Genomic DNA, 21,103 nt, shown 5'->3' on the forward strand with positions numbered 1-21,103 from the left:
CCACGCCCGTTCTGCTGGAACGGGGGATGAAGAGGAACGACAGGGGAGGGCCCGGGTCCCAGATCCGCAGCGACCCTGACGTCGTCGCCGGCTTCAGCAGCTTCAGCACCTGGTCCGTCGGCACGGGCCGGGTGCAGGGCTACCCGACGGCCGACGACCGCTTGACCGAGACCGGGTCGGGCACGAGGCTGCTGACCGGTCGGCTGGAAACCGGGTGCGGGGCGGGCGTTGCTCAGCGCCGGGGAAGCACCCGCGGGAGCAGCGCCCGCCAGCCCAGGAGGCCCAGCGCGAGGAAGAGCGCGGCGACGACCACGAACGAGAAGGCGGTGCCCGCCCCGGTCACGACGCGCAGGAGCATGCCCCCGACGAGGGTCCCCGCCCAGACCACCAGCCCCGGCCGCACGTCGACCGGCCACCGACCCGAGCGCCAGCGCCAGAGCGCCCATCCCGCCGCAGCGCCGACGAGGAAGGGCCACGCGACGACCAGCACCCCCACCGCCGCACTGCCCTCGTCGTGGCTGGCCCGGCCGACGGCGGCGAAGACGAGGACGATCACCGCGTCGAGGGCGGCAGCCGCGACGGGGGTGACGCTGCGGCCGGTGGAGACCATGGACATCAGAAGGGCAACCTCGGCTGGGGTGGGGCGTGGGTGGGGTCGACGCCCTCGAAGAGCGACGAGACCGACTTGCCCAGGTGGATGCGCTGGATGGCCTCGGCGAAGAGCTCGGCCGTGGAGCGGATGCGCAGCTGAGGCCAGCCGGTCGGTGGAGGCACGGTGTCGGTCGTCACGACCTCGGTGATCATCGGGTGGTCTCGCAGTCGCTCCACCGCCTTGCCGGCGAACAGGCCGTGGGTGCAGGCGACCGACGCCTCGGTGCACCCCTCGTCCTTGAGTCGCTCGAGCAGCTCGATGATCGAGCCGCCGGTGGCGATCTCGTCGTCGAGCACGATGGCCCGCTTGCCCGAGACGTCACCGACGATCGCGTCGATCACGACCTTGTCGTCGGCCAGCCGCTGCTTGCTGCCGGCAGCGACCGGGAGCCCCAGCAGGCGAGCGAACTGCGTTGCCGTCTTGGCGTTGCCGAGGTCGGGGGAGACGACGACCGTGTCGCTGAGGTCGGCGCCCCGGTAGTGGTCGGCGAGCACGCCGATGGCCGTGAGGTGGTCGACCGGCACCGAGAAGAAGCCGTGCACCTGAGGTGCGTGCAGCGCCATCGTGAGCACCCGGTCGACGCCAGCGGTCACGAGCAGGTCGGCCACCAGCCGACCACCGATCGAGATGCGGGGGGCGTCCTTCTTGTCGGATCGAGCGTAGGCGTAGTGCGGCATCACGACGGTGATCTGGGCCGCCGACGCACCGCGGGCGGCGTCGATCATCAGCAGGAGCTCCATGAGGTGCTCCTGCGTAGGCGGCACCAGGGGCTGCACGATGTAGACGTCCTGCTGGCGACAGTTCTCGAGCAGCTGCGCCTGCAGGCAGTCGTTGCTGAAGCGCTTGATGTCGACCGGGGACCGGGTCACCCCCAGGTGCTCGCAGATCCGGTCTGCGAGGGCCGGGTGGGCGTTTCCGGAGAAGACGACGACCTCGTGCACGGTCCACCTTCCGTGGGGCGCGGCAAGTTCCTGCAGGATATCGCGGTTCGGGGCCCGGTCAGTGCCCGGTGGTCGCCCGGTCTCCCACCAGGAGGCAGGCCCGGAGCTCGGCGGCGAGCTCGGAGCGGGCCTGAGGCCCCACGAGCGTCGCCCCGGGGAAGCTGTGGAACCCGTGCGGCGCCCCGACATAGGTGGTGGCCCGCACCGGGACCCCCGCCGCGGTCAGCGCCGCGGCATACGCGATGCCCTCGTCGCGCAGCGGGTCGAGCTGAGCCGTCTGCACCAGGGCAGGGGGCAGGCCGGTGAGGTCCTCGGCCCACAGGGGGGAGATCAGCGGGTGGTCGAGTGGCAGCTCGCTCGTGGCGGTGTAGGTCGCGAGGAAGGAGTCGACCTGGCGCTTGGTGAGGATGGGGGCCTGGGCGTTCTCCAGCATCGAGGGGAAGCTCTGGGTGCCGTCGACGCCGGGGTAGAGCAGCGCCTGGTGCGAGATGGCGGGGCCGCCCTCGTCACGCACGACCTGGCAGACGATGGCCGCGAGGTTGCCCCCGGCGGAGTCGCCGCTGACGGCGATCCGGCTGGGATCACCGCCGAGGGCGGCGACCCCCGACGCGGTCCAGCGCACGGCGTCGACGCAGTCGTAGGCGGCCTGCGGCGCGACGAACTCCGGCGCCATGCGGTAGTCGACGCTGACGACGAGGGCCTCGACGGAGTCGGCGAGGAAGCCACAGAGTGCGTCGTACCCGCGCACGTTGCCCAGCACCCAGCCGCCTCCGTGGAAGAAGACGATGACGGGCAGCGGACCGGCGCCGTGACCCGGACGGTAGACCCGCAGCGGGATGCTCTGCCCGTCTCGGGCGGCCAGCTGCGAGGACGTGACCCGCACCCCCTTGGGCATCGCCCCGGTCACCCAGGTGGCCGGCGGCACCATCGGGGCCACCCGGCCCCGGGCGGCCCGGATCTGGTCGAGGTCCATGCCGTCGACGTCGAGCGCTCCGGTGCGGTCGTAGAGGGCGGCGAAGAGGCGGGTGCGCCAGGGGAGGCCGCTGAGGTGGCTGGTCGACGATGACATGCGCCCATCCTCTCCAACGGGCTGCGCCCACCGCACGTAGGGTGACGCGCATGACGGTGCGTCGAGTGATGGGGATCGAGACGGAGTACGGCATCTCGGTGGCGGGAGACCCGACAGCCAACGCGATGATCGCGTCGGGGCAGGTCGTCAACGCCTACGCCAGCTCGCACGGCGTGCGCTCCGGGCGGGCCGGCTGGGACTACGCCGACGAGGCCCCGCTGCGCGACGCCCGCGGCTTCGAGATGGGGCGCGGGGAGGCCGACCCGAGCCAGCTGACGGACATCGAGGACCCGACGCTCGCCAACGTGGTGCTCACCAACGGCGCACGGCTCTATGTCGACCACGCGCACCCGGAGTACTCCTCGCCCGAGGTCACCACCCCCCGCGGGATCGTCACGTGGGACCGCGCCGGCGAGATGGTCATGCTCGAGTCCGTACGACGCCTCGCGGCGACCCCGGGGCTGGCGGCGGTCAACCTCTACAAGAACAACACCGACGGCAAGGGCGCGTCCTACGGCACCCACGAGAACTACCTCATGCGTCGCGAGACCCCGTTCGCCGAGGTGGTCAAGCACCTGATCCCCTTCTTCGTCGCGCGGCAGGCGGTCTGCGGGTCGGGCCGGGTCGGCATCGGCCAGGACTCCCGCACGGCCGGCTTCCAGCTGAGCCAGCGGGCCGACTTCTTCGAGGTCGAGGTGGGGCTCGAGACGACGCTCAAGCGGCCCATCATCAACACGCGCGACGAGCCCCACGCCGTGGCCGAGCTCTATCGGCGGCTGCACGTGATCATCGGCGACGCCAACCACTGCGACGTCGCCAACGTCCTGAAGACAGGGATGACCTCGCTCGTGCTGGCCATGGTCGAGGACGGCTGCGTCGGGCTCGACCTCACGATGGTCAAGCCGGTCGCGACCCTGCACGCGATCTCCCACGACCCCACCCTGCGCGCGACCGCGACCCTGCGTGACGGCCGCACGCTGACGGCGGTGCAGGTCCTCTGGGAGTACTTCGGGGCGGCCCAGTCCTACCTGCGCGACCGAGGCCACGACCCGCTCGAGGATCCCGACACCGAGGAGGTCATGACGCTGTGGGAGCAGGTCCTGACCAAGCTCGAGACCGACCCGTCGTCCTGCGGGGCAGAGCTCGACTGGGTGGCCAAGCTCAACCTGCTCGAGAGCTACCGGGACCGCGACGGGCTGGCGTGGACGGATCCGCGGCTGCGGGCCATCGACATCCAGTGGAGCGACGTGCGCCCCGAGAAGGGGCTGTTCCACCGGCTCCGGGAGCGGGGGCGGGTGACCACCCTGGTCGACGCGGCTGCCGTGGCCCGAGCGGTGACCGAGCCACCGGAGGACACCCGAGCCTGGTTCCGCGGCAAGTGCCTCGAGAAGTTCGCCCCCCAGATCGCCGCCGCCTCGTGGGACTCCGTCATCTTCGACGTGCCCGGTCGTCATGCCCTGCAACGGGTGCCCATGCTGGAGCCCTTGCGCGGGACCAAGGCCCACGTGGGAGAGATCATGGACCGCTCCCCGGACGTGACCACGTTGTTGCGTGAGTTGGACGCCGCCGCCGGTTAGGGTCGGAGCAGGACGACGACCTCCCGCCGTTCGGCGGGGGGAGCCGAGACGTGACGGAGGACGCCATGCCCAGCCAGGAGCAGAGCCGGCCACAGCGGCGCGAGGACGGGACCGACGACGGCCCGGAGCCCACCGCCGCCTCGCCCGAGGTCTCCGCCCGCAAGGAGGCACTCGACGACGACATCGACAGCCTGCTCGACGAGATCGACGGGGTGCTCGAGTCCAACGCCGAGGAGTTCGTGAAGGGCTTCGTGCAGAAGGGCGGCCAGTGAGCGACGGACTGACCTCGGGCCGCCTGCACCACGCCTTCACGACGCCGGGGTCGTCGTCCTTCACCGAGTTCGTCGGCCGGATGTCGCCGCAGCTGCTGCCCGGTGGGCGCCCGCTTCCGGTCGGTGCGTCCATCGACGCTCCGCACGGCACGACCATCGTGTCGGTGGAGTTCGCCGGCGGGGTGCTGATGGCCGGTGACCGCCGCGCGACGATGGGCAACCTCATCGCCAACCGCGACATGGAGAAGGTCTTCGCCGCCGACGAGTACTCCGTCGTCGGCATCGCCGGCACGGCCGGGCTCGCCATCGAGCTGGTCAAGCTCTACCAGGTCGAGCTCGAGCACTACGAGAAGATCGAGGGCACCCTGATGTCCGTCGAGGGCAAGGCCAACCGTCTGGCCACGATGATCAGGGGCAACCTCGCGATGGCGATGCAGGGGCTGGCGGTGGTGCCGCTCTTTGCGGGCTACGACGACCGCGACCGGGCGGGCCGCATCTACTCCTACGACGTCACCGGCGGCTGCTACCGCGAGCACGACCACCACAGCGTCGGATCCGGCTCGCTCTTCGCTCGCGGCGCCCTCAAGAAGCTGTGGCGCCCGGGTATGGCCCAGGCCGACGCCGTGCGCATCGCCATCGAGGCGCTCTACGACGCTGCCGACGACGACTCGGCGACCGGAGGCCCCGACCTCGGGCGGCGAATCTGGCCGACCCTGGCCGTGGTCGACGTCGACGGAGCCCGGTTCCTCGACGACGGGACCCTGGGTCAGGTGGCGCAGCAGATCGTGACCGACCGCCGTGACAACCCGGGAGGTGCGCGATGAGCATGCCGTTCTACGTCTCACCCGAGCAGCTGATGAAGGACAAGGCCGACTATGCCCGCAAGGGCATCTCGCGCGGCCGCTCGGTCGTGGTGCTGGCCTACGACAAGGGGATCGCCTTCGTCGCGGAGAACCCTCAGAGCCTGCGCAAGATCTCCGAGATCTACGACCGGATCGCCTTCGCCGCCGTGGGCATGTACTACGAGTTCGAGAACCTCCGGGTGGCCGGCATCCGCTACGCGGACCTGCGCGGCTACTCCTACGACCGCTCGGACGTGAGTGCTCGTGGTCTGGCCAACGCGTACGCCCAGACCCTCGGCACGGTCTTCACCCAGGAGCCGAAGCCCTACGAGATCGAGATCGTCGTCGCCGAGGTGGGCAAGGACGAGGACCACGACCAGATGTACCGCCTCACCTACGACGGGTCGGTCGCCGACCAGCACGGGTTCGTCGTCATGGGTGGCACCATCGCCCAGTCCGAGCAGCTGCTCAAGGACCGCTGGACCAAGGGCCTGACCCTCGGGGGTGCGCTGTCGCTGGCCGTCGACGCGCTGGCGCTCGACCCGGCCGGAGGTCCGGCCCGCACCCTGCCCGCCGACCAGCTCGAGGTGGCCGTGCTCGACCGTGAGCGCCCTCGTCGCACGTTCCGTCGCCTCGGCGGTCAGCTGCTGAACGACCTGCTCAACAGTGACAGCCCGGTGCACGACGCCCCGTCCGTCGACGGCCCTCCCGGGCACCACGGCCTTCTCACCGGGGAGGGCGGTCCGTCACCCGAGACCCCCGGCACAGACCAGCCGTCGAACCCGCAGGGACGCGAGGACGACGGCCGGGTCTGACTCCACCTGGGTGGGGCCGGTCAGCGAGCTGCAGCCGGCTGCCCCAGCTCGTCGGACTGCTCGATCGAGGTGGTCTGATCCATCGAGGTGGTCTGCTCGACCTCGACCGGTGCACCGGTCGAAGCGGGCTCCGGCTGGAGCTCGGGCTCGACCTGCGGCTGGGCCTCGGAGGCTGGGACAGCAGCGGCGACCGGTGCGGCGGGGGCGGCCTGCGAGGCCAGGGCGGCCCCGCCGAGAGTGGCCAGCATCTGGCGCACGTTGGCCAGCTGGCTGTTGATGCTGTCCCGACGGGTGGTGGCTGCCGCGAGCTCCCGCTCCGACTCGGTGCGGACCCGCTCGGCCTGGTCACGGGCAGCCTTGACGAGCTGGGTCGCCTCGGCCCGAGCCGACTCGAGCAGCGAGTCGGCCTGGGTGCGCGCCTGGGAGTGCGCCTGCTCCGACTCCGACGTGAGCGTCTCCACCCGCCCCTTGGCCTCGGTCAGGTGCTGGTCGTGCATCGCGAGCTGCGCCGAGAACTCGGCCGCCGCCTTGTCTCGGCGCTCGGCCAGCGTGGTCTCGAAGTCGGCGGCAGCGGCCGAGACCTTGGCCCGCTGGCTCTCGTAGAGTGCCTCCGCCTCCCCGCGCCGAGTCTGAGCACCCCGCTCGGCATCATCGATGATCTCGTCCGCGCGGCGGTTGGCGTATTCCAGCAGACTGGCCGCATCGGCCTCGGCCTTGCTGCGGACCTCCTCCGTGTAGCGCGTCGTCTCCGCCCGGAGGGACTCGACGGCCGCCATCGCCGAGGCGCGGTGGTTGTCCGCGTCAGCAGCGGCCATCGCCCGCAGGTCAGCGGCTTCGGCGTCAGCGAGCTCGAGGATCTTGCCGATCCGCTCGCCGAGGTTCTGATAGCTGGGCTGGCCGGCGGAGCGCTGTGCCGCCTCGAGCGTCTGGGCGTGCCGACGCAGGCCGTCCAGCTCGGCGTTGAGGTCGGCGTGAGCCGTCTGGGTCTTGCTGAGCTCGACGGTGCGGTCAGCTGCCTCACGTCTGGCCTCCTCCAGCGCCGCGAAGAGCTGGCCCAGGTGAGAGTCGACCTGGGCCGGGTCGTAGCCGCGCATCACGGAGCGGAACGGGGGAGCTTTCTCGGTCATCGGGGTGCCATCGTTTCTGCAGGGTCGAGCCTGCGCATCAGTGGGTCGGGTCGGTGGGCTGGAGGGCTGGGGCGACGGGGGCGTCCTCGTAGGAACCCCAGTAGAACTCGGGCTCGGCAGGCTCGGCCAGCTCGGCACGCGCTGCGGGGTGGGGGTCGACCGCGTCCGGCTCGACCACCTCCGGCTCGATCACGCCGGGCTCGACGGCAGCAAGGTCGACCGCCGCCGCACGCGACGCAGCGAGCTCGGCTTCGAGCCCTTCCATCGTGCCGTCCGGCCGCTCGGTCACCGCGAGTGCCTCGATGACCCCGGAGAGGTGCCCCAGCTGGCTGGCGATGTCGTCGCGCTGTGAGGCCAGCATGGTGGCCTCGTGGCGTGCGTCCTCGAGGATCTTGCGGGCCTGGGCCCGCAGCTCGTCCGCCTCGGTCCGCGCCGACGTGATGGTCGCCACCAGCTCGGCGCGGGTCGCGCGGCGCTGCTCGTGGGAGTCCCGCTGCAGCTTCTCCACCTCGGCCCCGGTGCGCTCCCGGATGAGCCGGGCTCCGTGCTCGGCCTCGGTGAGGCGACGTTCGGCCCGTTCGACGGCCGCCTGGGCGTTGAGCTCGGCGTCGGCGACGGCTCGGGCCGAGTCCTGCTGGGCCCGGTCCGAGGTGCGCTGGGCGTCGGCACGGGCCGACTCCAGCACGGCCTGGGCCTGTGACCGCAGGCGCTCGGCCTCGGCGAGGGCCTCGGCGACGGTGGTCTCGGCCTTGTGAGCCGCCTGGGCGAGCACCTCCTGCACCCTGGTGCGGTGCTCGCGGGTGGTCTCGAGCCGCTCGTGGTGGCTGACGGCGCCCTGACGGGCCACTTCCTCGCGGGTGCCGTCGAGCATCTCCTGCATCGTGGCCCGGGCCCACTCCATGTGGCCGTCCGCCGCGGCCAGGGTCTCGTCGGCCTCAGCCTTGGCGACGGCGGTCAGCTCGGCCACGCGCTGCTGCGCGTCGCTCAGGACCTGGTCGGCCTGTCGTTGGTGGGCGTCGAGGGTGACCCGGGCGTCGTCGCGCCACCCCTGCGCCTCGGACCGGGCCTCCTCGCGCAGGCGTGCCACCTCCGCCTCGGCCTGCTCACGCAGTGTCGAGACGTGGGCCCCGGTCTGCGAGGTCAGCAGCTCGCGCTCGGCGTCAGCCGCCTGGATGCGCTCCTCGAGTGCGGCGACCTGCGCCCGTTGGTGCTCGACCAAGGCCGCCCTGGCCGTCTCGTCGTCGGAGCGGGCCGCCTCGACCAGCTGCCGACGCTCGTCGTCGGCGCAGGACAGCAGCTGGGCCGCCTCCTCGCGGGCCTGCGAGATCGCTGCCTCGCTCGTGCGGGCGGCGGCGGCCGTGACCAGCGCCGACTGCTCGGCCGCATCGGCGTGCAGCCGGTCCGCGTCCTCCTGGGCCTCCGCGAGCCGGCTCTTCGCCTGGTCGAGGGCGGCGACGGCGTCGGCGTGCAGCGCGGCTGCCTCCTCGCGCAGCGCGTCGGCCTCGAGCCGCAGCCGGGCGCACTCGGCCGCGGTCGTCTCGGCCTGCGCCTGCATCTGGGCCCGGAGAGTGTCTGCGTGCGTCTGCGCGCTCGTGAGGATGGCAAGAGTCTGAGCGGTCACGTCACCGAAGGACATCCGCGGGCCGAAGGTCGACGGCGGACCGACCGCTTCCGTCACCACGGTGTCAGGGGTAGCGGTGTCAGGGCTGTCGGTCTCGTCGAGCCGTGCGTCAGGCTCCTCCTCACCCCACGGGTCGGAGGTGTCGTCCGTTGCCCCGGCCCACGCGTAGGGGGCCGGCTCGCGGGGGACGAACGGCTCGTACATGGGCGCAATGATCCCATGCCCTCGGTCGCGCTGCGCGGGCAACGGCAACGGCTCGTTCGCGGGGTGCGGCTGCATGATCTTCCAGACGGGCGGTGGCACGGGCCGTCCGGTTGGTCAAACCATCACCACACTGAGCACAGCTCGCATCACGGCAATCCGGCGGAGCGGCGGCGGCCCCGGATCCGGGCCGCCAGATCGAGCTCGTCGTCGCGGTCGAGACCGGCCCTGCGGCCGGTGCGCCCCAGCCCGAGCTCCCGCTCCCAGAGCAGAGTGGCCGCCGTCGTCTCCGCCAGGGGCCGGGTCACGAGTCCGGCGGCGACCGCAGAGTGGTCGTCGTGGGTGGCGAACCCCTGCCACGCCTCGTCCGCCATCCACAGCGCCAGGGACCGGGGCCCCATGAACTCCGTGACTCCGTGGGCCCTCAGGTCCTCGTCCGTCGCCTCGACCCGAGGCCCCGCGAAGCCGGTCAGCCACTCTGCGGCGGCGATCACCTCCTCGAGCGTGCGACGAGGTCCGTAGGCGTCGACCGTGCCGGTTCGTCCGGCCAGCCCCGCGTGCACCAGCCAGGCGGCCAGGTCCTCGACGTCGACCACCTGCGCACCTCGATCGGTGCGCTCGGGCACGAGGAGGGGCCCACCGTCCTCGGCAGCCAGCGCGCAGCGGCCCACCCAGTAGCCGAAGCGGTCGCTCGGGTCGCCGTAGCCGGCGATCAGACCCGACCTGGCGACCAGCGCATCGGCCCCCCGGGCGACCGCCACTGCCTGCTCGCACGCCACCTTCGCCTCGCCGTAGACCTCACCGTCCGCCATCGGGGACGACAGGGCTCCCAGCAGCGGCAGGTCCTGCCCTCCACCGACGACGCTCTGGTCGGCGTAGACCGACCCGGAGGAGACGTAGACCCAGTGCCGCGCGCGGTCCGACAGGGCCGTGAGCGCCCGCACGGCGAAGCCGGGCTGCCAGGTCAGCTCGACGACGAGGTCCCAGTCCTGGTCGGGCAGGGCGGCATACGGGTCGGGGGTGCTGTCGCGCGACCGGTCGGCCGCGACGAGCCGGGCGCCGGGGGGAGCCGAGCCGCTCCGGCCACGGGCGAGGCAGGTGACCTCGTGCCCGGCGGCGGCGGCGTGGCGGGCGACGGCTCCGCCGAGCCACGCGGTGCCTCCGAGGACGAGGACGGTCTTCGAGCCGGTCATCGAGCCAATGTCGCACGGGCAGCGAAGGCGGCCCAGGGCTTACGCGCTCGGCGCAGCGGCGAGCCCGGGGGCAACCCGAGCACCGTCGGCCTAGAGTGAGGAGATGGAGCGGCGGATCTTCGGGATCGAGAACGAGTACGGCGTCACGTGCACGTTCGACGGACAGCGCCGGCTGACGCCCGACGAGGTCGCGCGCTACCTCTTCCGCAAGGTCGTCTCGTGGGGGCGGTCGAGCAACGTCTTCCTCGCCAACGGGTCCCGGCTGTATCTCGACGTGGGGTCCCACCCGGAGTACGCCACGCCCGAGTGCGACGACCTGCGCGAGATCGTCATCCACGACAAGGCCGGCGAGCGCATCGTCGAGGGCCTCGTCGAGGACGCCCAGCAGCGGCTGGCCGAAGAGGGCATCGCGGGCGAGATCTACGTCTTCAAGAACAACACCGACTCCGCCGGCAACTCCTACGGCTGCCACGAGAACTACCTCGTGGGCCGGGCGGGCGAGTTCCAGAAGATCTCCGACGTGCTCATCCCCTTCCTGGTCAGCCGCCAGATCACCTGTGGCGCAGGGAAGGTCGTCACCAGCACCTCGGGGGCGCGATTCTGTGTGAGCCAGCGCGCCGACCACATCTGGGAGGGAGTGTCGTCGGCCACGACGCGCAGCCGTCCCATCATCAACACCCGTGACGAGCCCCATGCCGACGCGGAGAAGTACCGCCGTCTGCACGTCATCGTCGGCGACTCCAACATGTCCGAGACCACGACCCTGCTCAAGGTCGGCTCGGCCGACCTCGTGCTGCGGATGATCGAGGCAGGGGTCGTGATGCGCGACATGGCCCTCGAGAACCCCATCCGGGCGATCCGCGAGATCAGTCACGACGTGAGCGGGCGCAAAACCGTCAGGCTGGCCAACGGGCGTGACCTCTCCGCGCTGCAGATCCAGCAGGAGTACTACGAGCGGGCGATGGGGTTCGTCGAGCGGGAGGGCCTGACGGCACCGGTGCAGAAGCAGGTCCTCGACCTGTGGGGCCGCACGTTGACCGCCGTCGAGACCGGTGACCTCTCCCTGGTCGACACCGAGATCGACTGGGTGATCAAGAAGCGGCTCATCGACCGCTACATGGCCAAGCACGACCTCGAGCTGTCGGACCCACGGATCCTGCAGATCGACCTCGCCTACCACGACATCAACCGTCGGCGCGGGCTGTTCTATCTGCTGCAGAAGCGGGGCCTGGCCGCGCGGGTGTGCACCGATCTCGAGACCTTCGAGGCCAAGGGTCGGCCCCCACAGACCACCCGGGCCAAGCTGCGCGGTGACTTCATCCGCGCCGCGCAGGAGCACCGCCGAGACTTCACCGTCGACTGGGTGCACCTCAAGCTCAACGACCAGGCCCAGCGCACCGTCCTGTGCAAGGACCCCTTCGCGTCGACCGACGTGCGGGTGGCCCGCCTCGTCGAGAGCATGTGACGCGGTCGGGGCACCCCTCCACCACCGGCGGTGTCTCGCGGCACAGGCGATCCCGTTACCGTGTCGTGCGGTTACCACTCCCGACCCGAAGGCCTTCTCGCGTGCACGCTCTCCCCGTATCCATCGCAGCCGGTGCTGTGCTCGTCCTCGGCCTGACGGCCTGCGGCGCGTCCACGACCAGCACCGGGGCGACGTCGTCGCCCGGCTCCACCCCGACGGGATCGGCCACCCCCGGGGCCAGCCCCGCTGCTAACGCCAACCACCCACCGCTCAACAAGCCACAGGACGTCGCCACGCTCGACGGCATCACCGTGGCCGGCGACGGCACCGCCAAGACGCCGACGGTCACCATCGCCAAGAAGCCGGTGAGCGTCTCCGCCACCGCGGTGAAGGTCCTCACGCAGGGCACGGGCGAGGTGAGCACGGGGGCGAGCCGCGTCTCGATCATCGAGGCGCTCTTCCAGGGCACGACCGGCAAGCAGCTCGACAGCACCTACGGCAAGCCCGCCCAGTCCTTCGTGCTCAGCAGCGGCAACACCATCCCCGGGCTCAACATCGCCCTCACCGGTGTGAGGGCGGGCTCGCGCATCCTCTTCGCGATCCCCCCGGCCGAGGCCTTCGGCGCCCAGGGCAACACGGCGGCGGGCGTCGGACCCACCGACAACCTCGTCGTCGTGGCGGACATCGTCTCGGTCGGCACGCCCCTGACCGAGGCGAAGGGGGCGCCCGTCGCACCCAAGGCGGGACTCCCCACGGTGGCCTTCGACTCCACCAAGGGCCCGACCATCACCGTGCCCAAGACCGCAGCCTCCACGAGCCTCGTCATCCAGCCCCTCGTGCAGGGCACCGGCGCCACCGTCGCCAAGGGACAGTCGGTGACGGTCCACTACACGGGCGTCACCTACAGCACCGGCGAGGTCTTCGACTCGTCGTGGACCAAGAAGGCGCCCTTCACCTTCACCATCGGTGCCGGCCGGGTCATCCCCGGCTGGGACAAGGGCCTGATCGGCCAGAAGGTCGGCTCGCGCATCCTGCTCGTCATCCCGCCGGCCGACGGTTACGGCGCCAACGCGCAGGGCAGCATCCCCGCGAACTCCACCCTCGTCTTCGCGATCGACATCCTCGACGCCAGCTGACCCCAGCCACCCACACCACCACTCCCAGAAGGAGCCTCCATGGCCATCCCCGCTGACCGCACCAAGCCCGAGCTCGACTTCCCCGGCGACGAAGCCCCCACCGACCTCGTGATCGAGGAGATCATCGAGGGCACCGGCGACGAGGCCGCCGCCGGCCAGACGGTGAGCACCCACTACGTCGGGTGGGCCTTCTCCTCGGGCGAGGAGTTCGACTCGTCGTGGGGCCGCGGCGCCCCCCTCGACTTCCCCGTCGGCGTCGGCCGGGTCATCAAGGGCTGGGACGAGGGCCTGCTCGGGATGAAGGTCGGCGGCCGCCGCAAGCTCACCATCCCGGCCCACCTGGCCTACGGCGACCGCGGTGCCGGTGCCGTCATCAAGCCGGGCGAGACCCTGATCTTCGTCGTCGACCTGGTCGACGTGCGCTGACACCCGGAGACACACCAGCACCACCCCACTCGTTGCTTCGTCGGGTCAGAGCAACGACGCGGCGTGGCGGCCGGCGGCGGCCGCGGCGAGGAAGCTCGCCGGGTCGTCGTCGTAGCCGCGGCCCATGGTGCGCAACGTCACCGGTGACGCCCGCAGCGCCGGCTCGAGGTCGTCGACCTTGACGTCGTGCCGCACCAGGCGGCCGCCGCTCTGCTCCACCAGCGCGTCGGCCTGCGCCGACACCAGCTCACCGATCTGACCGGTCAACCGGGGGACCGGCACGTCGGCCGGCACCAGAGCCACCCGCCCGTAGGCCGTGCGGCTGTGGTGCGACACCCCGCGGTGACGCTCTCGCGGGTCGGCCTGCGAGACACGCAACGACGCCACCGCTCGTCCACCGAGGGTGACTGCGGCATTGACGGCCTCGCCGGCGACGACGCCCGAGAACCCCCAGCGGGTGCCGGTCCCGAGGTTGCCGGGTCCCTGCGCGACGACCACGAGGTCGGCCCCGACCACGAGCCGGGCCGCCAGCAGTGCCGAGTGCACCGTGACCGCCTCGAGGTCGCCCCCATAGGCCTGGCCGACCGTCAGGCAGCACGCGAGGGCGCCCCGCTCGCGGAGCACGGCGACGGTGGTCGAGAAGGCGGCCGGCAGGGCGCCCCCGTCGGTCATGACGTAGGCGACCCTCGTCCCCGGGCGCTCGCGCTCCACACCCACCACGATCGCCGGCAGGGCCGAGTGCAGGTCGGCGACGACCACCGGCATCCCCGCGAGGTCGTCTGCCTCGGCGAGCAGCGCGTGGTGCGGGCTCTCCTGCTCGTCGACACCGAGCACCATGGTCTGCAGGGGGGTGTAGCGGGCCTTGACCACGTGCCCGGGCCGCCCGGAGGGGCCTGCGGGCAGATCGTCGTCGGTGCGGTCGGGGAGCGCGACCACCAGCGCGAGCCCGCCCGTGCCGAGCCCCCGCTCGAGCGCCGTGGTGTTGACCAGCACCGTCTCACCCGTGCGGGGCTCACCGGTGAGCTCGGCATACGCCAGAGCCTGCACGAGCTGCCCGTCGGCCAGGCGCACCCTCAGCTCGAGCGCGCCCGGACGCGCGGCACCGAGCCCTTCGACGACACCCCTGCGCAGCCTGACCACGGTCGCGAGCCTAGCCACCCCCGCCCCGTCGGGTAGCGTCGGTGGGGTGACCGTCAGCACCCACGTCGCCGCGAAGACGGAGCGTCTCCTCAACCTCGTCATCGCGCTCCTGGCGACCCGGATGCCGTTGACGAAGGCGCGCATCCGCGCCGCCGTCCCGCAGTATCAGCAGACCGCGTCGCTCGAGGCCTTCGACCGGATGTTCGAGCGCGACAAGGACGAGCTGCGTGAGCTCGGCATCCCGCTCGAGACCCAGGTCGTCGACGTGCTCTTCGACGACGAGCTCGGCTACCGCATCGACAAGCGCGAGTACGCCCTACCGGAGATCTCCTTCGCGCCCGACGAGGTCGCGGCCCTCGCCCTCGCTGCCCGCGCCTGGCAGCAGGCCAGCCTCGCGGGACCGGCCGCCGCGGCCATGCGCAAGCTGCGGTCGGCCGGGGTCGAGCTCGACGACACCTCGCTCGTGGGTATCGAGCCGATCGTGCGCACGACGGAGGAGGCCTTCGAGCCCCTGCGCCGTGCCGTCGTCGACCGCTGCGCCGTCACCTTCGGCTACCGCAAGGCCGGGGGCACGAGTGCCGTCCGCCGGCTCCAGCCGTGGGGGCTGGCCCAGTGGCACGGGCGGTGGTACGTCAGCGGTCTCGACCTCGACCGCGAGGGCCCGCGGGTCTTCCGCCTCAGCCGGATCGACACCGCGGTCACGCGCAAGGGCCGTCCCCGCGCCTACGACGTGCCGCCCGACCACGACCCCGGTGCCATGGTCGCGTCGACCCAGGAGGCCCGTCCGGCGACCGCGACCGCGCTCCTGCGGGTACGGGCCGGCGCCGGCAACCTGCTGCGACGGCGAGCCCGCACGGCCGTGGACCGCCCGGAGCAGCCGGGCTGGTCGGTGCTCACCGTCGACCACGACGACGTCGACCGGCTCGCCGACGAGGTGGCAGGCTACGGGCCCGACGTCGTCGCCCTCGAGCCGCTCGAGCTGCGTGACGCCGTGGTCCGCCGGCTGACCGGCGCGCGCGACCGGCACGACGACAGGGGGGCCACGCCGTGACCCCGCCCACGAGCCGTCCCTCGCCGTCGGGCGAGTCGGCGACGGCCCGACTGTCCCGACTGCTGACGATGGTCCCGTGGCTGCTGGCGAACCAGGGGGTCGACCTCGGCGTCGCCGCGGCCGAGTTCGGCGTCTCGTCGACCCAGCTGGTCGCCGACCTCGAGCTCCTCTTCCTGTGCGGTCTGCCGGGGGGGATGCCCGACGACCTCATCGAGGCCTCGTGGGAGGACGGGAGGGTGGTGCTCGGGAACGCCGACCACCTGGCCCGGCCGCTGCGGCTCACGGTCGACGAGGCGCTCACCCTCATGGTCGGGCTGCGGGCGTTGGCGACGACACCAGGAATCACCGAGCACGAGTCCGTCGCCCGGGCGCTCGCTCGCCTCGAGGAGGCGACGGGGGCCGTGGGGGAGGCGAGCGCTCGCGTCCAGGTCTCCATCGACGACGGGGCCCGCGAGTCGACGCTCGCCGACGCCCGCCGCGCCGTGTCGGCGCACCGGAGGGTGCACGTGCGCTACCTCGTGCCCGGCCGCGACGAGGTGAGCGAGCGCGACGTCGACCCGATGCGCGTCGTCAGCCTCGACGCGAAGTGGTACCTCGAGGGGTGGTGCCACCTCGCCGACGACGTGCGCCTGTTCCGCCTCGACCGCGTCGAGCACCTCACCGTCCTCGACACCGACGGCACCCCACCACCTCAGGCGCAGCCGCGCGACCTCGCGGCGTCCGTCTTCGTCGCCCACCCCGACGACCTCGAGGTCGTCGTCGAGACCGACCGGTCCGCCGCGTGGATCGCCGACTACTACCCCACCGAGTCGGTGCTCGAGCTGGGGGAGGGGCGCCGCCGCATCACGCTGCGGGTGGGCGATCCCGCCTGGGTGCGGCGCCTGGTCTGGCGTACCGGCGGGCACGTCACCGTCCTCTCCCCATCCAGCCTGCGGGCCTCCGTGGCCGACGGCGCCGACGAGGCGCTCACGGCGTATGCCGTGTCGTCACCGCCCGGCCCCGTGCCGGACACCGACGCGGGTTAGGCTCACGACCTCATGCGAACCCTCGTCTGGATCCTTGTCTGGATCGCCCTCGTCGTCGTGGCCGGTCTCTACCTCTGGCGTGCCGTCAGGGTCGCGTGGGGGCAGACCACCGCGCTGGGGTCCGAGCTCGCCACCGCGTCCGACCGGCTCGCGCAGGTGCAGACCCAGGTCGATCGGCTCGGGGAGGCGAACGACCGTCTCGACGAGCTCGCGGTCTTCGGTGACCCCGTCGTCCTGCGGCGGGAACGCGCGCAGGGGCGTGAGACGTTGAGACGTCAGGGCCGCGACAATCGGCGTCGCGCCCTCCCGACGTGGGCCCGGCACGTAGACTCGTGAGCACCCGACCGAAAGGCCAGCAGGACCATGTTGAAAGACCTCGCCCAGCCCAGTCACCTCCTCATCCTGGCGGTCCTCATCGTCGTGCTCTTCGGGTGGAAGAAGCTCCCCGACGCTGCGCGCAGCGTGGGCCGCTCGATGCGTATCTTCAAGTCCGAGATGGGCGAGATGAAGAACGACGGCAAGGACTCGAAGCCGAGCCCGGCTGCCTCCGAGACGGTCTCCGGTCAGGTGACCCCCGCGGCCACGACGCCCCCCGCCGCCCAGGCCCCGCCGGTGGCGACGCCCGTCGCGACCCCGGCCGACGCTCCGGTCGACGCGGGCGTGACGCCTCAGCCGCACGACACGACCGCGCGCTGAGCGCGCTCCAGGGACAGCGCTGACCCATGGCCAAGGACGGCATCCGTAGGCGCCTGCGCCGTGAGCGCGACCCGGAGGGCCGGATGGCCCTCGGTGACCACCTGCGCGAGCTGCGTCGGCGTTTCCTGATCGCTGCCGTGGCGATCCTCGTCGGCGCCTGCATCGGGTGGTGGAAGTACAACCTGCTCTTCACCGCGATCCAGCAGCCGATCACCGACCTGGTCCACAAGCGCGGGCAGGCCATCGCCTCGCTGAACTTCACCGACATGACCGGCTCGTTCTCGCTCCTGATCACCGTCGGCCTGTTCGCCGGCCTGATCATGGCCTCACCGGTCTGGCTCTACCAGATCTGGGCCTTCGTGGTCCCCGGCCTGAAGCGGCGTGAGAAGGTCACCGCCCTCCTGTTCATCGGTGCTGCCGTACCGCTCTTCCTCGGCGGCTGCGTGCTGGGCTTCTTCATCCTGCCTCGTGCCGCCGAAGCACTGCTGTCGTTCACTCCCGACTCGGCGTCCAACATCCTCCCGGCGAACGAGTACCTCGACTTCGTCCTGCGCTTCATCCTCGCCTTCGGGCTGGCCTTCCTGCTGCCGGTCTTCCTCGTCGGTCTCAACGCCGTCGGCATCCTGCCCGCGCGGATCCTGATCAGGGCCTGGCGCCCTGCGGTCTTCCTGATCTTCCTGTTCGCCGCCGTGATGACCCCCACCCCCGACGCGTGGACGATGCTCGCCCTCGCGGCTCCGATGATCGCGCTCTTCTACCTCGCGATCGGCATCTGCTTCCTGCTCGACCGCCGCAGGGCGCGGCGCAGCCCGCAGTCCGAGTGGGTCGACGTGCCCGACGACCAGGCATCGACGCTCTAAGTCACGGGGGCTGACCGGGGTGACCCTCACCGTCGGGCTGCTCGTCAACCCGGTCGCCGGCAGGGGCCGTGGCGCCTCCTACGGTGAGCGGGCCCGGCGGCAGCTGCTGGCCGACGGGCACGTCGTGGTGGAGCTGAGCGCTCCCGACGCGGCCACCGCGCGGGCGCGGACCGTGGCGGCCCTCTCGGCCGGCGAGATCGACGTGCTGGTCGTCGTCGGGGGAGACGGGATGGCCCATCTCGGCGTCGACCTGCTCGCGGGCACCGACGTGCCCCTCGCGATCGTGGCCGCCGGCACGGGTAACGACAACGCGCGCGAGCTCGGGCTGCCGGTGCGAGAACCCGAGGCCGCTGCGGCCCTGGTGGCCACGGGCTGGCGGCGCCAGGTCGACCTGGGTCGGGCGAGGACCACGGCAGGTGATGAGACCCACCACTTCCTCGGGGTGCTCGGCGGAGGGTTCGACTCGGTGGTGACCCAGCGGGCGCAGACGCTGCGGTGGCCGTCCGGACCACGTCGCTACGACCTCGCGGTCCTCCTCGAGCTGCCACGCTTCCGCGCCATCCCCTACGTCGTGACGGTGGACGGGCACCGCATCGAGACCGAGGCGATGCTGGTGGCCGTCGGCAACGGCCCGTCGTTCGGCGGCGGGATGCACATCTGCCCGGACGCCCGCTACGACGACGGGCTGCTCGACGTCTGCCTCGTGCACGCAGTGTCGATCCCGCGCTTCCTGCGCATCTACCCGTCGGTCTTCCGCGGCACGCACACCCACCACCCGGAGGTGGAGGTGCTGCGCGGGCGCTCCATCCGACTCGAGGCGGCCGGGGTCGTCAGCCAGGCCGACGGGGAGGCCTTCCTGCCGCTGCCGATCGACGTGGATGTCGCTCCCTCGGGCCTCACCCTCCTGACCCCGTGACCACAGGTCGACGGACTGACCGACCAACCGTGAAGAATGGCTGAGAACCTCGTGTGCTCTAGCCATACCGGTTCGCATCGGGCGTGATCCCGTCTGACGGGTCTGCCGCCACACACCAGGGTCGGCCCGTCCACGATCGAAGTACGCCCGATGCATGCACGGCGGCTCCTGGCCCCGTTCCCTGGCCGTCTCGCTCACGGCCCTGGTCGGAGGTCTGACCCCGGCGCGGTCGAGGCCCGGGCCGCGGTTGCTCACGACGACGCCTGGCCTGCGGATCCCTGCGGGAGCGCAGGCGCAGGTGCACCTCCGGGTCCAGATCTCGCCCTCGCTCCCACAAATGGTCACGACCATCGTCGACGACCGGGTCGTGGTGCGGTCGTCCGATGGTGTCGACAACCGGCAGCCCGCACGGGACGGCGATCGCTCCGGCCCACGGTGTCACGGTGACCCGGTCCAGCGCACCGCCGGGTTCTCCACCCCCTGACCCTTCTACCTCGGACGACGCAGGTCGAAGCGGTTGTCGGCCGTGATGCCGTAGTAGGCGCTCGGTCCGCCTGCGCGCATGACGGGCTCGGCAAGGGCCGTGTCGTAGACGCCGTCGACGAGGAACTGCTCGTCGATGTGCACCCCCACCACCTCGCCCACGGTGAGCCAGGCCCCGGCCGAGGCGCCGTCCGTGCCGGTGAGCTCGATGACCTGCGTCACGCGGCACTCGAAGCTGACGGGCGCAGCCGCCACCCGCGGGGCAGCGATCTCGACGCAGTCGGCGGCCCCGAGGCCCGCCACCTCGAACTCGTCGACGTCGTGCGTCGTCGACGTCGCGTTCATCTGCTCCGCCAGCCCGCGGGTGACGAGGTTCCACGAGAACTCTCGCGACTGCTCGAGGTTCGCGACCGTGTGCTTGTGGCCGACGCTCGAGAAGCCCACCAGCGGCGGTGTGTAGTTGAAGGCGTTGAAGAAGCTGTAGGGAGCGAGGTTGCGCACCCCCTGCGGCGAGAGGGTCCCGATCCAGCCGATCGGGCGCGGCCCCACGATCGCGTTGAAGGGGTCGTGGGGCAGTCGGTGGCCCTCGGAGGGCCGGTAGAAGTGCTCGCTCATGGTGCTAGGCAACCAGACGCCGGCGCCCACGTCAGCGCGGGTGCAGGACACGCCGACCGCTGACGTAGATTGACCGCATGTCCGCAGCGGAACGGTATGCCGCCGCCCAGGCCCGAGCGCAGCACGCGGGCAGCGAGCTGGCACGTTTCACGGCCGGGCTCGACTTCCCCCTCGACGACTTCCAGCAGACGGCGGCGCGGTCCCTCGAGGCCGGCCGGGGGGTGCTGGTCGCGGCTCCCACCGGTGCCGGGAAGACGATCGTGGGCGAGTTCGCCGTCCACCTGGCTCTGGCTCAGGGGCTCAAGGCCTTCTACACGACGCCGATCAAGGCGCTGTCGAACCAGAAGTACGCGGACCTCGCCCGCACCTACGGCGCCGACAACGTGGGCCTGCTGACCGGCGACTCGTCGGTCAACGGGGAGGCCCCGATCGTCGTCATGACGACCGAGGTCCTGCGCAACATGATGTACTCCGGCTCGTCGACCCTGCAGGGTCTCGGCTACGTCGTGATGGACGAGGTGCACTATCTCGCCGACCGCTTCCGGGGGGCAGTGTGGGAGGAGGTCATCATCCACCTTCCGCCCGACGTGCTGGTCGTCTCCCTGTCGGCCACCGTCTCCAACGCGGAGGAGTTCGGCGCCTGGCTCAGCGAGGTGCGCGGGGACGTCGACATCGTGGTCTCGGAGCACCGGCCGGTGCCGCTGTGGCAGCACATGATGGTCGGGCAGACGATGTTCGACCTCTTCGTCGAGGAGATCGGTCCGCAGCGCGCCGGCGACCGCGACGACGCGTCAAGTGCTGGCAACTCCCTCCCGCCCGGCATGGTGCCGGTCACCGTCAACCCCGACCTCGTGCACGCCATCCGCGGCACCGAGGGGCGTGGTGCGTGGGACTCGCACTGGGTCGGCAGCCGCGGTGGCCGGCAGAAGGGCCGCAGCAACCAGGGCAGCCCGGGAGGTCAGGGCGGGCAGGGAGCCCAG

General features: G+C 71.8%; 22 protein-coding genes. 14 read left to right on the forward strand and 8 right to left on the reverse strand.

Annotation, left to right across the window (positions count from 1 at the left end):
• Nucleotides 1-232 precede the first annotated feature (232 nt).
• From ACLL9L_RS12655 to ACLL9L_RS12665, 3 genes are read right to left on the reverse strand one after another with little or no spacing between them, the layout of a single operon-like run.
• On the reverse strand, nucleotides 233-616 hold the full coding sequence (locus tag ACLL9L_RS12655) for a DUF3054 domain-containing protein (protein WP_411285015.1): 384 nt from the start codon (nucleotides 614-616) through the stop codon (nucleotides 233-235).
• Nucleotides 616-1,593, reverse strand: coding sequence for a ribose-phosphate diphosphokinase (locus ACLL9L_RS12660; RefSeq protein ID WP_411285016.1), 978 nt, complete (start codon nucleotides 1,591-1,593; stop codon nucleotides 616-618). Before ACLL9L_RS12660 ends, ACLL9L_RS12655 begins: the two co-directional genes overlap by 1 nt.
• A 58-nt stretch (nucleotides 1,594-1,651) precedes the next feature.
• Entirely contained in the window at nucleotides 1,652-2,662 is a 1,011-nt protein-coding gene (locus ACLL9L_RS12665) for an alpha/beta hydrolase (RefSeq protein WP_411285017.1), read from the reverse strand.
• A gap of 50 nt (nucleotides 2,663-2,712) precedes the next feature.
• Here ACLL9L_RS12665 and dop point away from each other — a divergent pair, with 50 nt between their 5' ends.
• The 4 genes from dop to prcA all read left to right on the forward strand — a co-directional run bounded on the left by dop (nucleotide 2,713) and on the right by prcA (nucleotide 6,168).
• Complete coding sequence (dop, locus tag ACLL9L_RS12670) at nucleotides 2,713-4,239, forward strand: depupylase/deamidase Dop (RefSeq protein ID WP_411285018.1); 1,527 nt, start codon at nucleotides 2,713-2,715, stop codon at nucleotides 4,237-4,239.
• Between the two features lie 65 nt (nucleotides 4,240-4,304).
• Complete coding sequence (locus ACLL9L_RS12675; RefSeq protein ID WP_411285037.1) at nucleotides 4,305-4,511, forward strand: ubiquitin-like protein Pup; 207 nt, start codon at nucleotides 4,305-4,307, stop codon at nucleotides 4,509-4,511.
• On the forward strand, nucleotides 4,508-5,335 hold the full coding sequence (gene prcB / locus ACLL9L_RS12680; RefSeq protein ID WP_411285019.1) for a proteasome subunit beta: 828 nt from the start codon (nucleotides 4,508-4,510) through the stop codon (nucleotides 5,333-5,335). The genes ACLL9L_RS12675 and prcB overlap by 4 nt, the downstream gene beginning before the upstream one ends.
• Nucleotides 5,332-6,168, forward strand: a complete 837-nt coding sequence (prcA, locus tag ACLL9L_RS12685; protein ID WP_411285020.1) for a proteasome subunit alpha — start codon at nucleotides 5,332-5,334, stop codon at nucleotides 6,166-6,168. The genes prcB and prcA overlap by 4 nt, the downstream gene beginning before the upstream one ends.
• A 20-nt stretch (nucleotides 6,169-6,188) precedes the next feature.
• On the opposite strand, the gene ACLL9L_RS12690 is transcribed toward prcA, so the two are convergent.
• The 3 genes from ACLL9L_RS12690 to ACLL9L_RS12700 form a co-directional block, all read right to left on the reverse strand.
• Complete coding sequence (locus ACLL9L_RS12690; RefSeq protein ID WP_411285021.1) at nucleotides 6,189-7,295, reverse strand: DivIVA domain-containing protein; 1,107 nt, start codon at nucleotides 7,293-7,295, stop codon at nucleotides 6,189-6,191.
• A gap of 37 nt (nucleotides 7,296-7,332) precedes the next feature.
• The gene (locus ACLL9L_RS12695; RefSeq protein WP_411285022.1) at nucleotides 7,333-9,120 is read right to left on the reverse strand and encodes a hypothetical protein; all 1,788 of its coding nucleotides are present in this window, start codon (nucleotides 9,118-9,120) and stop codon (nucleotides 7,333-7,335) included.
• 146 nt (nucleotides 9,121-9,266) lie between these two features.
• Nucleotides 9,267-10,310 carry an oxidoreductase gene (locus ACLL9L_RS12700; protein WP_411285023.1) on the reverse strand — a complete coding sequence of 348 codons (1,044 nt, stop codon included), beginning with the start codon at nucleotides 10,308-10,310 and terminating at the stop codon, nucleotides 9,267-9,269.
• Nucleotides 10,311-10,413: 103 nt separating this feature from the next.
• Here ACLL9L_RS12700 and pafA point away from each other — a divergent pair, with 103 nt between their 5' ends.
• From pafA to ACLL9L_RS12715, 3 genes are all read left to right on the forward strand, one after another.
• Nucleotides 10,414-11,775, forward strand: coding sequence for a Pup--protein ligase (gene pafA / locus ACLL9L_RS12705; protein ID WP_411285024.1), 1,362 nt, complete (start codon nucleotides 10,414-10,416; stop codon nucleotides 11,773-11,775).
• A 101-nt stretch (nucleotides 11,776-11,876) separates the two neighbouring features.
• Nucleotides 11,877-12,911 carry an FKBP-type peptidyl-prolyl cis-trans isomerase gene (locus ACLL9L_RS12710; protein ID WP_411285025.1) on the forward strand — a complete coding sequence of 345 codons (1,035 nt, stop codon included), beginning with the start codon at nucleotides 11,877-11,879 and terminating at the stop codon, nucleotides 12,909-12,911.
• A gap of 39 nt (nucleotides 12,912-12,950) precedes the next feature.
• Nucleotides 12,951-13,337, forward strand: a complete 387-nt coding sequence (locus tag ACLL9L_RS12715) for an FKBP-type peptidyl-prolyl cis-trans isomerase (protein WP_411285026.1) — start codon at nucleotides 12,951-12,953, stop codon at nucleotides 13,335-13,337.
• A 45-nt stretch (nucleotides 13,338-13,382) separates the two neighbouring features.
• On the opposite strand, the gene ACLL9L_RS12720 is transcribed toward ACLL9L_RS12715, so the two are convergent.
• Nucleotides 13,383-14,477: a DUF3866 family protein gene (locus tag ACLL9L_RS12720; RefSeq protein ID WP_411285027.1), complete on the reverse strand. Its 1,095-nt coding sequence runs from the start codon at nucleotides 14,475-14,477 to the stop codon at nucleotides 13,383-13,385.
• A 46-nt stretch (nucleotides 14,478-14,523) separates the two neighbouring features.
• On the opposite strand from ACLL9L_RS12720, the gene ACLL9L_RS12725 reads away from it, so the two are divergent.
• The 6 genes from ACLL9L_RS12725 to ACLL9L_RS12750 are packed head-to-tail and all read left to right on the forward strand — an operon-like array spanning nucleotide 14,524 to nucleotide 19,025.
• On the forward strand, nucleotides 14,524-15,528 hold the full coding sequence (locus tag ACLL9L_RS12725) for a helix-turn-helix transcriptional regulator (protein ID WP_411285028.1): 1,005 nt from the start codon (nucleotides 14,524-14,526) through the stop codon (nucleotides 15,526-15,528).
• On the forward strand, nucleotides 15,525-16,553 hold the full coding sequence (locus tag ACLL9L_RS12730) for a helix-turn-helix transcriptional regulator (protein ID WP_411285029.1): 1,029 nt from the start codon (nucleotides 15,525-15,527) through the stop codon (nucleotides 16,551-16,553). Before ACLL9L_RS12725 ends, ACLL9L_RS12730 begins: the two co-directional genes overlap by 4 nt.
• Nucleotides 16,554-16,565: 12 nt before the next feature.
• The gene (locus ACLL9L_RS12735) at nucleotides 16,566-16,889 is read left to right on the forward strand and encodes a hypothetical protein (protein WP_411285030.1); all 324 of its coding nucleotides are present in this window, start codon (nucleotides 16,566-16,568) and stop codon (nucleotides 16,887-16,889) included.
• A 27-nt stretch (nucleotides 16,890-16,916) separates the two neighbouring features.
• Nucleotides 16,917-17,249 (forward strand): Sec-independent protein translocase subunit TatA, encoded by a 333-nt coding sequence (gene tatA, locus ACLL9L_RS12740; protein WP_411285031.1) that lies wholly within the window; start codon nucleotides 16,917-16,919, stop codon nucleotides 17,247-17,249.
• A 26-nt stretch (nucleotides 17,250-17,275) separates the two neighbouring features.
• Entirely contained in the window at nucleotides 17,276-18,109 is an 834-nt protein-coding gene (gene tatC / locus ACLL9L_RS12745; RefSeq protein ID WP_411285032.1) for a twin-arginine translocase subunit TatC, read from the forward strand.
• A gap of 19 nt (nucleotides 18,110-18,128) precedes the next feature.
• A complete protein-coding gene (locus ACLL9L_RS12750) occupies nucleotides 18,129-19,025 on the forward strand; it encodes a diacylglycerol kinase family protein (protein WP_411285033.1) in 897 nt (298 codons plus the stop codon).
• Nucleotides 19,026-19,514: 489 nt separating this feature from the next.
• Here ACLL9L_RS12750 and ACLL9L_RS12755 read toward each other — a convergent pair whose 3' ends face one another.
• Complete coding sequence (locus tag ACLL9L_RS12755) at nucleotides 19,515-20,123, reverse strand: flavin reductase family protein (RefSeq protein WP_411285034.1); 609 nt, start codon at nucleotides 20,121-20,123, stop codon at nucleotides 19,515-19,517.
• 77 nt (nucleotides 20,124-20,200) lie between these two features.
• Between ACLL9L_RS12755 and ACLL9L_RS12760 the strand changes: the two genes are divergently transcribed.
• On the forward strand, nucleotides 20,201-21,103 hold a 903-nt coding region (locus ACLL9L_RS12760), incomplete at its 3' end, for a DEAD/DEAH box helicase (protein ID WP_411285035.1).

It is taken from the genome of Lapillicoccus sp. (assembly GCF_046595215.1).
In the GTDB taxonomy this organism is placed as follows: Bacteria; Actinomycetota; Actinomycetes; order Actinomycetales; family Dermatophilaceae; genus Lapillicoccus.